12 protein-coding genes are annotated in these 11,794 nt (G+C 57.6%); 9 read left to right on the top strand and 3 right to left on the bottom strand.

Translation table 11 applies throughout. The features are described from left to right. Positions 1-62 precede the first annotated feature (62 nt). Entirely contained in the window at positions 63-467 is a 405-nt protein-coding gene (locus LQ215_RS24645) for a DUF488 domain-containing protein (RefSeq protein ID WP_230152985.1), read from the top strand. Between the two features lie 230 nt (positions 468-697). Here LQ215_RS24645 and LQ215_RS24640 read toward each other — a convergent pair whose 3' ends face one another. Next, entirely contained in the window at positions 698-1,132 is a 435-nt protein-coding gene (locus LQ215_RS24640) for a hypothetical protein (RefSeq protein ID WP_230152984.1), read from the bottom strand. 261 nt (positions 1,133-1,393) lie between these two features. On the opposite strand from LQ215_RS24640, the gene LQ215_RS24635 reads away from it, so the two are divergent. Beyond that, the gene (locus LQ215_RS24635; RefSeq protein ID WP_230152983.1) at positions 1,394-2,902 is read left to right on the top strand and encodes a DUF6630 family protein; all 1,509 of its coding nucleotides are present in this window, start codon (positions 1,394-1,396) and stop codon (positions 2,900-2,902) included. 196 nt (positions 2,903-3,098) lie between these two features. Here the strand turns inward: LQ215_RS24635 and LQ215_RS24630 are convergent, their stop codons facing one another. Further along, positions 3,099-3,644 (bottom strand): DUF4256 domain-containing protein, encoded by a 546-nt coding sequence (locus LQ215_RS24630; RefSeq protein ID WP_230152982.1) that lies wholly within the window; start codon positions 3,642-3,644, stop codon positions 3,099-3,101. 69 nt (positions 3,645-3,713) lie between these two features. Between LQ215_RS24630 and LQ215_RS24625 the strand changes: the two genes are divergently transcribed. Then, positions 3,714-4,241 carry a GNAT family N-acetyltransferase gene (locus LQ215_RS24625; RefSeq protein WP_230152981.1) on the top strand — a complete coding sequence of 176 codons (528 nt, stop codon included), beginning with the start codon at positions 3,714-3,716 and terminating at the stop codon, positions 4,239-4,241. A gap of 235 nt (positions 4,242-4,476) precedes the next feature. Continuing rightward, complete coding sequence (locus LQ215_RS24620) at positions 4,477-4,893, top strand: VOC family protein (RefSeq protein WP_230152980.1); 417 nt, start codon at positions 4,477-4,479, stop codon at positions 4,891-4,893. A gap of 56 nt (positions 4,894-4,949) precedes the next feature. Here LQ215_RS24620 and LQ215_RS24615 read toward each other — a convergent pair whose 3' ends face one another. Then, a complete protein-coding gene (locus LQ215_RS24615) occupies positions 4,950-5,321 on the bottom strand; it encodes a PH domain-containing protein (protein ID WP_230152978.1) in 372 nt (123 codons plus the stop codon). Positions 5,322-5,438: 117 nt separating this feature from the next. On the opposite strand from LQ215_RS24615, the gene LQ215_RS24610 reads away from it, so the two are divergent. From LQ215_RS24610 to LQ215_RS24590, 5 genes are all read left to right on the top strand, one after another. After that, positions 5,439-6,488, top strand: coding sequence for a hypothetical protein (locus LQ215_RS24610; protein WP_230152976.1), 1,050 nt, complete (start codon positions 5,439-5,441; stop codon positions 6,486-6,488). A gap of 1,087 nt (positions 6,489-7,575) precedes the next feature. Next, entirely contained in the window at positions 7,576-8,571 is a 996-nt protein-coding gene (dctP, locus tag LQ215_RS24605; protein WP_003197905.1) for a C4-dicarboxylate TRAP substrate-binding protein DctP, read from the top strand. Between the two features lie 65 nt (positions 8,572-8,636). Further along, the gene (locus tag LQ215_RS24600) at positions 8,637-9,269 is read left to right on the top strand and encodes a TRAP transporter small permease (protein ID WP_230152974.1); all 633 of its coding nucleotides are present in this window, start codon (positions 8,637-8,639) and stop codon (positions 9,267-9,269) included. Beyond that, positions 9,266-10,549 (top strand): C4-dicarboxylate TRAP transporter large permease protein DctM, encoded by a 1,284-nt coding sequence (gene dctM, locus LQ215_RS24595; RefSeq protein WP_230152973.1) that lies wholly within the window; start codon positions 9,266-9,268, stop codon positions 10,547-10,549. Before LQ215_RS24600 ends, dctM begins: the two co-directional genes overlap by 4 nt. 108 nt (positions 10,550-10,657) lie before the next feature. After that, complete coding sequence (locus LQ215_RS24590) at positions 10,658-11,653, top strand: TRAP transporter substrate-binding protein (protein WP_290369169.1); 996 nt, start codon at positions 10,658-10,660, stop codon at positions 11,651-11,653. The last annotated feature ends 141 nt before the right edge of the window (positions 11,654-11,794 follow it).

Raw genomic sequence — 11,794 nt, 5'->3', positions numbered from 1 at the left:
CCTGGTCGCCGCGTTGTCGGCGACCTATGCTGAGGCGGTCTCACTTCGACAGGCAGGTTTTGATGATCCAGTGCAAACGCGCCTATGACCCAGCCAGCACCACGGATGGCGTGCGGGTTCTGGTGGACCGCTTATGGCCGCGCAATTGCCGCAAGGAGGCGTTGGCGATTGCCCAGTGGCTGCCGGAGGTTGGGCCTTCTCATGAGTTGCGCAAGGCGTTCAAGGCGGGAGCGGTTTCGTTCGAGCAGTTCAAAGTGGCCTATTGCAAGGAGCTGGCTGCGCGGCCGCAGTGTTGGTGGCGGTTGGTGGATGTTGCACAGGACGGCCACCTGACCCTGGTGTATGCCGCCAAATCCACGGTCGAGAACAATGCCGTGGTGTTGGCTGAATGGTTGGAGGATGAGGTGGAGAAGCGGGCGGAGGGGAGTTCGCCGGTTTGTTATTTGGGTGGGTTTGCGGAGCTCTAGTGAGTTTGGGGCTGCTGCGCAGCCCTGCGGGCGGTGCGATTCGCTAGATCCCCTCGTCACAGGGTTATTCGTTTGTTTAGTTAATCGTCCCCAAGCTTCTGCATGGGAACAATCAATGACTTGATGCCCTCGGGCCAACGCCGGGTCACGCGCGTTGACCCGTTCGCAAAAGACGCCGTTATGCGTCTGGCGCTTGTGCAATGGGGATTTTCTGCTGGGTCGCACAGCGCTTATCGTCTTAGGTCAAAAGTCCCGGAATATTTTACCCCTGCTTCATCAGTGAACTCAAAATTGCCTTTGAAAGTGCTGAAATAACGGCCAATCGTTATAGTGATTCTCCCATCAGTCGCTACATGACGCTTGTTATTATCGTCAACGTAGTCCCACCGGACATAGGTGTCGCCAAAATCATTGGGGTACTGGAACGTCTTTTCTACTGGGGTTACGGCGGTAGCGTCTACGGTTCCAAAACCTATAACGACCCGAGGGGGCGTTCCTTTTTTTTGGTACCCTGACAAGGAACCGCCATCCGCAAAGGTTAGATCATCCGCGAACAAATGGTACTTGACAAGATCGGAGTAGATCCTGAGGGACGGTTCTTTTAGTTCAATCGACCCTTCCAATGGACGTAACTTATCCATTGTTTCCTCTATATCAATAATCATGTTCAGATCCTCAGTGGGGGTTAATTACCTCGTCACGTCACAACATTTAATGACGTTATACCGAGCAATATAGGCAGCAGAAAACAGCACGACTACTGTAGGAAGTTACAGTTAGCAAGATCATTTTCAGACGGTGGCTTGCCAGAAAACAGCGAAAAAGTAATAAGCGACCTATTACAGCCGCTGAGGTGGACGGATGCCTTTTAAGCCGGGTATACGGCTAATATGCCGCGCAAGAAAAATCACAGGAAGACGACCGCGATGCAATCGCAATTCTCCCCCTTGGTTCATATCGATTGGAAAACACCCGGCGACGACTTGCTCGGGCTGTTGCAGCATTACTATCCCGACATCGGTGTGTTTTCCGGCCCGGGATTCGAGGCGTTGTTGGATGAGCTGTCCAACGAGATGCCCGAGGTCTGCTTCGAGGCGCTGGCGCCGGTGTTGGCGGCTCAGGGTTACGACTTGTGGAACCTGGATGCCGGTGGCGATGATTACCGACCGGTGATCTTCCCGTCCGATCAGCGCGACGCGTTTGCACAACACTGGCGGGAACAAAACGCAGAGCCAGGCTACACGCCGACGTTGATCGAGCCGCCGAAGCCTGTCGCAGTCGAGCGCAAGAAACCCAAAGCCAAACGCAGCAAGTTGAACTGGTTGCAGGACGTGCATGACTATCCCGGCGCCACCTATGTGCATGACTACAACTACCGCAACGGTTGGGCCGCCATTACCGAGCAGGACGAAGACCAATGGTTGTGCTTCCTGATCGATTACAACCAATGGCCGCCCACCGAGCAGGACATGCTCGAACACCGCACCGATGGCGTGGACGGCGCGGACTTGCAGCTCCTCGATGCCGATGCCCAGCGCAGCCTGTGGAAACGTCGGGCCGTACGCGGCGACTACAGTGCGGACGACCTCTACCAATACGAAATTCGTCAAGACGATGAGATCGCCGCGTTCGGACCTGCCGGGGTGCAGTGGCCGGAATTTGAACAGCCTTGCGTGGTGGTGGGCTCGGAGATCTTCGAACGTCAGCGTATTTACGAACCCGAACATTTGACCCGGATCTGGCGGATCACGGCGGACAGCAGCGAGGTGATTTTCGAGTACGCGGATGAACTGGCGATACTGCCCGTCGGCCCTCGCCGTTTACTGTTCATGCAGCACAACGGCCCGAAGTGCTGGGTCTGGAATTTAGACCCGCCGCACCAGGCCCTCGTCGCCAAGCCGATGCCCATAGAGGCCTATAAGCTACGAACTTCAACCGCCTACCTGGGGGGCGACGAGATCCTGTTGTTCAGCGAAGGCGCGCGGCAGAACGTCGAGCATTCGGGTTATCAGGAGACGGTGCTGTTGGCGTGGCGCTTCAACTTCATGACTGGCACTGCGGCAAAGGCGACATTGGATGGCTTCGGCAGTGAGCTACGCCAGGACACGCGCCTGCTCGTCACGCAGCCCAAGCAGGTCATTACCTTGCGCACGTTTCACGGGCAGCTTCATGTGTCCCGTGGGCATGGGGATTGGTGGGTGTGGAATTACAGCAGCAATACGTTTGGCACACACACCCTGGCCTGGTTCTGGAATCAGCGCAGCCATGAGGTGGTGAAGCTGTCTTCCAAGGATATTGCGCGGGTGAAGCCGGAGATTCGTTACTTGGCGGCGCAGGATCGGTATCTGGCGTTCGAGACGGAGTTTGTCGCGCGGTTGCCGGTGTTCAGTGAGATGGTTGAGGCCAAGGGGGGTGAGGTTTTGGTTTTTGAGTGAGGGGCTTCTGCCGCATTTCCTTCGACCGTACGCTATCACCGTGGCGAGGGAGCTTGCTCCCGCTCGGCTGCGCAGCAGTCGTAAAACCTGCTGATGCCGCTCTTCCTGGCACACCGTGGTGGATGGCTTTGGGGCTGCTACGCAGCCCAGCGGGAGCAAGCTCCCTCGCCACGGGGTTAGCGGTGTTTTTGAGGGCTCAAACCCGCAGCAACCCGCGAAACCCTCGCGCCGCGTAATACGACTGCACGCCATTGTGGTAAACGAACACCCGGCCATAACGAAAGTCACCGAAAATCGCCCCGCCGAGGGCGCGAAGCTCAGGGGGGGTTGCCAGCCAGCTGGAAGTCTTGGCATCGAATTCCCCCAGTTCCTGCAGCGCTCGGTACTGGTCTTCCGTCAACAGGGCGATGCCCATCGCTTCGGCCATTTCAACCGCGCTGCCCGTTGGCTTGTTCTCCTTGCGTGCGTCCAGAGCGGCGCGGTCATAGCAGAGGCTTCGGCGACCGGTAGGGCTTTCTTTGGCGCAATCGCAGAAGGTGACAACGCCGGTCTTCGGGTCGAGACCGATCACGTCGGGTTCGCCGCCGGTGGCTTCCATGGCCTGGAGGGATTTCAGGGCGTTAGGGTTGGCTTCGAGCCGGGTCTGGACGTCGGCCCAGGGGATGTCTGGGTGACGGTTCGGGTTTTGTTCGAAGCGGGTTTTCAGGGTTTGGATGAGGTTGTCTTGTTCTTGTTTTTTCATGGTTCGGGTGTCCATAGGTAATCAGTTGGTCAATGATAGTGACTTCTAGAGACGCTGAGTCACGCCCGAATGGTTATAGAAAATGCGTCAGGTGCTCTGCTGAGCTTTCGTCCGGTTAACCTCAACCAGGACGGCGATGTTTGCGTGCGCTTCTTTGAGGACATGCTGCTGTGTGCGTTTGGTTCTGCACAGAAACTTCACGCTCCGGATGGCACACGGCGTTACCTTCAATCTCTCCAGGAAAAAGCAGCTGAGCTTCCTGGCAGCATTGTCCATGCCTGGGATGAAACACGGATTGTGGGGCAGATAGAGATGTCGCTGCTAAAGACAGAAGCTGCAGTGGGTTACATTCACTTTTTCTATCTCATCCCTGCGTGGCGATCACGCGGTGCCGGGAAGTTGCTGCTGGCTTACGCGACCCACTTTCTTGCAGGGCTGGATTGCGAGCGGATGAGATTGTCGGTGAGCGAAACGAACCAGAGGGCGGCGCGGTTTTATCGTCACCATGGTTGGACTGATATCGGGCCCAGACAAGATAAGCCGGAGCTGCGCTTGATGGAAAAGCCCATTGGCTCGACGCAAACGGCAATCGTTTGATCGAGATTTTCCAGAAAGCCTTCAGCCTCGGTTGAATCATGTTTTTCGCACGGCATCAGAAGCAATGATAGCGTGCGGCATTCCTGTTCCAAACAGCGCGCGTTCGTGGTGGATGTGCCAGCATCATCGCGAGCAAGCTCGCTCCCACAGGGGATTTTTGTTGCGACGACATTCCAGCATGAATAGCTAAGGTGAAGTCACCCGTAACGCTCATCACTGAGCACATGAGGCCTGTATGAAGAACTTCACGATTCAACGTATCGACCACATTGTCCTGCGCGTAAAAGACCTCGAGCGCAGCCTCGCTTTTTATACCTCGGTGCTCGGTTGCGAGCTCAAGAAGCGTCGGGACGATCTTGGCATGGTGCACCTGGGTACTGGTGTTTCGATGATTGACCTGGTGGCTGTCGACGGGCCTCTCGGTCGCCAAGGTGGGCCGGCGGCCGGTAAGCAGGGGCACAATGTCGATCACCTGTGCCTGCGTATCGAGCCGTTTGATGAACAAGCCCTCCTCGCGCATTTGGCTTCAGCTGGCCTGGAGGTTGAGAAAGCGCAGATGCGCTATGGCGCGGAGGGCAAGGGTTGGTCGATCTACTGCTTCGATCCGGACGGTAACCAGATCGAGTTGAAGGGGCCGGCGTTGGAGCCTTGAGCAGCAACTGGCGAGCGCTCCCACAGGGGGTTGGCGGTGGACAGTGAGTTTGCCGATCAGCTCAGGAGGTGCTTGGAGATTACCTTGGAGATTTCCACAATGCCGGTCTTGCCGGTGAACTCGAATTTCACTTTGCCCAGGGATGAAAAGTAGATCTCCAGTTCAGAGTCCAGGTCGAAGGTGCCGGAGGTTTCGACCGAGTAGGCGACGATGTTTTTGTAGGGCAAGGAAGTGAAGTCTTTTTTGCTGCCGGTGATGCCTTGCACGTTCACCGCAATGATACGTTTGTTGGTGAAGACCACCCCATCGCGCATCGATTTATAAGCGTCGATGACCTGTTCACCGTCCAGCAGCAGGGCCGTGACACGTTCGGCGTACTCGTCGTTTTGCTTGAGCTTGAAGAAGCCTTTGTTGTTGAAGTCGATCATCGATAAGTCCTTGTCGAGAAGAAGAGGGTGTTGCCTACAGCCCAGCGGCAGGTGATGGACGCAATAGTGGCACTTCAGTAGCATTCGCCAACTCTATCAATCCTTCAAGGATGACCCATGCTCGCCCTGCCCCGCTGTCCTGCCCCGTTATTAGCATTGTCCGCGTTGTTTGTATTGCTCGGCGGTTGCAGCGTCAATGGCAGTTACCCCGATGCCATCGAACCGGACGCCGCCAAGTTGCGGTTCGTCGCCAATACCAGCAACGCCACGCTGGATTATTTCGACGCGGCCCATTGTGACGGGCAAACCACCGGCATTCTCAACAATATGCTGCTGAGCGATACCGCGCGGCGGGTGGGGATGAGCGTTCCGGCGCCCAAGGATGCCAGGGGTTATTTGGAGGTCAAGCTCAAGCCGGGTGAGCAGATTCACCTGCGCACCAACATGAACAGCGGTTATGCCGTGTGTGGCAAGGGCTTCAACTTTACGCCCGAGGCCAATGCCGAATACGAGGTGACGTTCAAGTCCGAGAAGAACTTCTGCCTGACTCAGTTGCAACGCTTGCAACGGGTCGACGGCAAGGACGTGCGCACACCGATCCCGATCCTGAAAAAAGACTTTCCCGCCTGCGCCGGACGCAACGCGCTGTTCCCCAAGACCTACCCGGACACGCCCCATCGCTTGGAGCTGATGAATCGAGTCATCGACAAAAGCTTGGTCGTCACCGTGAAGACGGATCCAGCCAAGGAAAAAGTCGAGCCTTATTCGCCAGGGAAGCTGGACACCCTGATCAGCGAACGCAAGGCCAAGCTCGGCTTCGAACTGCCGGCTGACTACTGGACGCTGTACCGGGAAAACCTGAAGACATTTGGCGATGACATGGCGCAAAACAAGGCGCACTCGATGGAACGCTTCAAGGACGAATACCAGGCGCGCCTGCGGCAGTTGAAGGACGAGCAGTTGGAACAGTGGGCGTTGTCCAAAACCGCCAATGCCAAACCGGAAAAAGCCGAGATCGACCTGGACGTCGCGATGATGGTGGAGTACTTCCGGATCGGGAACGGGGTAACGGCCGAAGCGGTAGGTCATCACCTGGAGAGGATGGCGCAGATGGAAGAGCGTTACGGGGTATGTGCGCGGTTTGCGGAGTGCTGGAAGCGCAACTAGCGAGAGGATGTGCCGCCGTCATCGCGAGCAGGCTCGCTCCCACAGGGGGCGATGGTGGACGCAGAATTCGTGAACACCTGGGATCAAAACTGTGGGAGCGGGCTTGCTCGCGAAAGCGATCTGTCTGACGCGGTGATGTTGGCTGTGCCGCCGTCTTCGCGAGCAAGCTCGCTCCCACAGGGGAACTGTGGTGAGCGCAAAATTCGTGAACACCCGGGATCAAAACTGTGGGAGCGAGCTTGCTCGCGAAAGCGGTCTGTCTGAGACGGTGATGTTGGCTGTGCCGCCGTCTTCGCGAGCAAGCTCGCTCCCACAGGGGAACTGTGGCGAGCGCAAAATTCGTGAACACCAGGGATCAAAACTGTGGGAGCGAGCCTGCTCGCGAATGCGGTCTGTCTGAGACGGTGACGTTGGATGTGCCGCCGTCATCGCGAGCAGGCTCGCTCCCACAGGGGGCGATGGTGGACGCAGAATTCGTGAACACCTGGGATCAAAACTGTGGGAGCGAGCCTGCTCGCGAATGCGGTCTGTCTGAGACGGTGATGTTGGATGTGTCGCCGTCTTCGCGAGCAGGCTCGCTCCCATAGGGGTCGGTGGTGGACGCAGAATCCGTGAACACCTGGGATCAAAACTGTGGGAGCGGGCTTGCTCGCTGCCACAGGGGATCTCTGGCAGAGGCCGATCACAGGTTTTGTGCACGCTTTGGCTACCTGCCTAGATCCGAGGTTTGCGCCGTCGAGTCCAGGCAATGCCCACAGCAGCAGCCACGCGCCTGGTTGCCCCTCCTCCCTTGGACTCACTGAGCACGGGCGTGAGATTGAAAGCCAGTAGCCATCACCGCTTCTTTATGGTTTCCTGCCCCAGGCACGAAGGTTGACTGAAACCATTCGAAATGAGCTGTTTTCGATGTTTCAGCCCGACGCAAGGAAGGCTCTAGCGCAACCTGTCGAGACGTACAGCCAAAGAACGGTTTTTCCCGCTAACCGTCCCCGCAAGTTGTTTTTCTGCCTAGACTCATCATTGTTCCGCCGTGCTGTGTTTTGAATGAGCCCGCACGAACATACTAAAAACAAGAGGAAAGCCCGCAATGTTCAAACCTATCTGGAAAGCGCTCGCTTGCACGTTGGCCCTCAGTGCGATGAGCACGGCCATGGCGGCAGATCCGGTGGTGATCAAGTTCTCCCATGTGGTCGCCGAACAAACACCAAAAGGCCAGGGCGCGCTGCTGTTCAAGAAACTGGTGGAAGAACGGTTGCCAGGCAAAGTGAAAGTCGAGGTCTACCCCAACTCCTCGCTGTTCGGCGACGGCAAGGAAATGGAAGCCCTGCTATTGGGCGACGTGCAGATGATCGCGCCGTCGCTGGCCAAGTTCGAGCAATACACCAAGACCGTGCAATTGTTTGACTTGCCGTTCCTGTTCGATGACATCTCCGCCGTGGACCGTTTCCAGTTGAGCCCTGAAGGCCAGAAGCTGCTCAAGTCCATGGAAAGCAAGAACATCACCGGCCTGGCTTATTGGCACAACGGCATGAAGCAGCTGTCGGCGAACAAACCGCTGCGTGAACCCAAGGATGCCCGTGGCCTGAAGTTCCGCGTACAAGCGTCGGCAGTGCTGGAAGAACAATTCAAGGCAGTGAACGCCAACCCGCGCAAGATGAGCTTCGCCGAGGTTTACCAAGGCTTGCAGACCGGCGTGGTCAACGGTGCGGAAAACCCCTACTCGAACATCTACAGCCAGAAAATGCATGAAGTGCAGAAGTACATCACCGAATCCAACCACGGTGTACTCGACTACATGCTCATCACCAACACCAAGTTCTGGAATGGCCTGCCACCGGACATCCGCACTGAACTGGACAAGATCCTGGTAGAAGTCACGGCCCACGTGAACAAAGAGGCCGCGCAGCTGAATGAGCACGACAAGCAGCGCATCCTCGACGCCAAGACCACCGAAATCATCACCCTGACGCCAGAAGAACGTGGCGAATGGCGCGACAAGATGAAACCGGTATGGAAAAAGTTCGAAGGCGATATCGGTGCTGACCTGATCAAAGCCGCAGAAGCCTCCAACAAGGCCCAGTGATTGGTTGGCCGGTGCTGCCGCCCTGGTAGCGCCGGCCTGTCGTCCCCCATAGGAGAGGTCACGCCATGAACGCCCTTCGGCGCACCTGGGAACACTTCGAGGAAGGTTTCATTGCTTTCCTTCTGGCCGCCATGACGCTGGTTACTTTCGTCTACGTGGTGCTCAACAATCTCTACAGCGTTTTCTACAGCCTCGGCGACAACTGGCCTGCCGCGAGCGAATCGATGTTCGCCATTGGCGACACCGTCATGGGCATGGCCCAGGCCATGACTTGGAGCACGTCACTGACCAAGGCCCTGTTTGGCTGGCTGATCTTTTTCGGGCTGTCGTACGGCGTGCGCACGGCCGGTCACATCGGCGTCGATGCGCTGGTGAAACTGGCGAGCAAACCGGTGCAGCGTTTCATTGGCGTCATCGCTTGCCTGTGCTGCCTGGCCTACGCCGGGCTGCTGGCAGTGGCGAGTTTCGAATGGATCAACACCTTGATGATTGCCCAGATCGGTGCCGAGGATCTCGGCCATTTCGGCATCATGCAGTGGCATATCGGGTTGATCGTACCGGTCGGTTTTGCCCTGGTGTTTATCCGTTTCGCGGAAATTCTCGTGCGCATCCTGATGAATCGCCAGACCGGCCTGGGCCTGGCCGATGAAGCAGCTGAAGCCATCAAATTGACCGAACACGAGGAAGACAAGCCATGACCATTGCCTTCCTGTTCATAGCGCTGTTTGTGCTGATGTTCATCGGCGTGCCCATTGCCATTTCGCTGGGTTTGGCCGGCTCGCTGACCATCATTTTCTTCAGCCCCGACTCGGTGCGTTCCCTGGCGATCAAGCTGTTCGAAACGTCCGAGCACTACACGTTGCTGGCGATTCCGTTTTTCCTGCTGGCCGGTGCGTTCATGACCACGGGCGGTGTGGCGCGGCGGCTGATCGACTTTGCCAACGCCTGCGTCGGACATATCCGTGGCGGCCTGGCGATTGCGGCAGTGTTGGCGTGCATGCTGTTTGCGGCCTTGTCGGGCTCAAGCCCCGCGACGGTGGCAGCGGTCGGTTCCATCGCCATTGCCGGGATGGTGCGCTCGGGTTATCCACAGGCGTTTGGCGCGGGCATCGTGTGCAACGCCGGGACCCTGGGCATCCTGATTCCGCCCTCGATCGTGATGGTGGTGTACGCCGCGGCGACCGAAACCTCGGTGGGCAAGCTGTTCATGGCCGGTGTGATTCCGGGTGTTCTGCTGGGGCTCACACTGATGGTGGCGATCTACATCGTCGCCGTGAAGAAAAACCTGCCAGCCCTGCCCCGGGCGACGTTCCGTGAGTGGTTGACCACCGCGCGCAAGGCGATCTGGGGCCTGTTGCTGATGGTCATCATCCTCGGCGGGATCTACTCCGGGATGTTCACCCCCACCGAAGCAGCGGCGGTGGCGGCGGTGTATTCGGCGTTCATTGCCTTGTTCGTCTACAAGGACCTCACGTTCCGTGAGACGCCGAAGGTGCTGCTGGAGTCGGCCAAGCTGAGCATCATGCTGATGTTCATCATCGCCAACGCCATGCTCTTCGCCCACGTACTGACCACCGAGCAACTGCCGCAGCAAATCACGGCTTGGGTGATCGACGCAGGGTTGACGCCGGTGACCTTCCTGCTGGTGGTGAACATCGTGCTGCTGATCGCCGGCGCGTTCATGGAGCCTTCGGCGATCATCCTGATCCTGGCACCGATCCTGTTCCCCATCGCCATGAAGCTGGGCATCGACCCGATCCACCTGGGCATCATCATGGTGGTGAACCTGGAGATCGGCCTGATCACACCTCCGGTGGGGCTGAACCTGTTCGTCACCTCGGCAGTGACCGGCATGTCCCTGCCGGCCACGATCCGCGCGGCCATGCCATGGTTGATGATTCTGCTGGCATTCCTGGTGCTGATTACCTATGTGCCGTGGATCTCGCTGGCGCTACCGAGCTGGTTAGGGATGAGCTAAGCCCGACTGAACACAGACCTGTGGAGCGAAGGCACTGGCTCGTCACTCCGCAGGTGCAGGTCCTGGTGTGGTTAAGCACCGTCGACACATGCAGAAGGAAATCCGGCAATGCTCAAACCTATGTGGATAACGCTTGCCTGTACCCTGACCTTCAGTGCGTTGGGCACGGCCACGGCGGCAGAACCTATCGTGATCAAGTTTTCCCATGTCGTGGCCGAGCAAACGCCCAAGGGCCAGGGCGCGTTGATGTTCAAGAAGCTCGTGGATGAACGGCTGGCGGGCAAGGTGAAAGTGGAGGTGTACCCCAACTCCACGCTGTATGGCGATGACAAGGAGCTGGAGGCCTTGCTCCTTGGGGACGTGCAGATCATTGCGCGGTCGCTGGCCAAGTTCGATCAGTACACCAAGTCGGTGCAGTTGTTCGACTTGCCCTTCCTGTTCAACGATATCGCCGCCGTGGACCGTTTTCAGCGCAGCCCCGAGGGCCAGAAGCTGCTCAAGTCCATGGAAAGCAAAAACATCACCGGCCTGGCCTATTGGCACAACGGCATGAAGCAACTATCGGCCAACAAGCCCCTGCGCACACCCGAGGATGCCCGCGGCCTGACGTTCCGGATCCAGACCTCCGCAGTGCTGCAGGAACAGTTCCTGGCAGTGGGCGCCAAGGCTAAACCGATGATTTTCTCAGTGGTGTACCAGGCTTTGCGCACCGGTCTGGTCGACGGCACGGAAAACACCTATTCGAACTTCTACAACCAGAAACTCAATGAAGTGCAGAAATACGTCACCGAGTCCAACCACGGCATACTCGACTACATGCTGATCACCACCTCCGACTTCTGGAACGGCCTGCCACCGGACATCCGCAGCGAATTGGACAAGATCGTAGTTGAATCCACCGACTATGCCAATCAGGAAGCGGAGCGATTCAACCAGCAGGACAAGCAGCATGTGCTCGCAGCCAAGACTACCGAGATCATTACCCTCACACCGAAGCAACGTAATGCCTGGCGCGAAAAAATGAAGCCGGTGTGGGCCAAGTTCGAACAGGAGATCGGGCCGGACCTGATCAAGGCGGCGGAGGCTTCAAACAAGGTCCAATGATGTAACAAGGCCGGGGATAACTTGAAGCCCTTGGCTGAACATTATCTGTGGCGAGGGAGCTTGCTCCCGCTGGGCTGCGCAGCAGCCCCCAAATGTTTGCCTGACACACCGCGGTGTCAGGTTTTGGGGGTGCTTCGCGCC

Source organism: Pseudomonas brassicacearum, assembly GCF_918698105.1.
GTDB classification, from domain to species: Bacteria; Pseudomonadota; Gammaproteobacteria; order Pseudomonadales; family Pseudomonadaceae; genus Aquipseudomonas; species Aquipseudomonas brassicacearum_F.
Note: the sequence above shows the minus strand (reverse complement) of the source record. Positions and strands in the feature narration are given on the sequence as shown.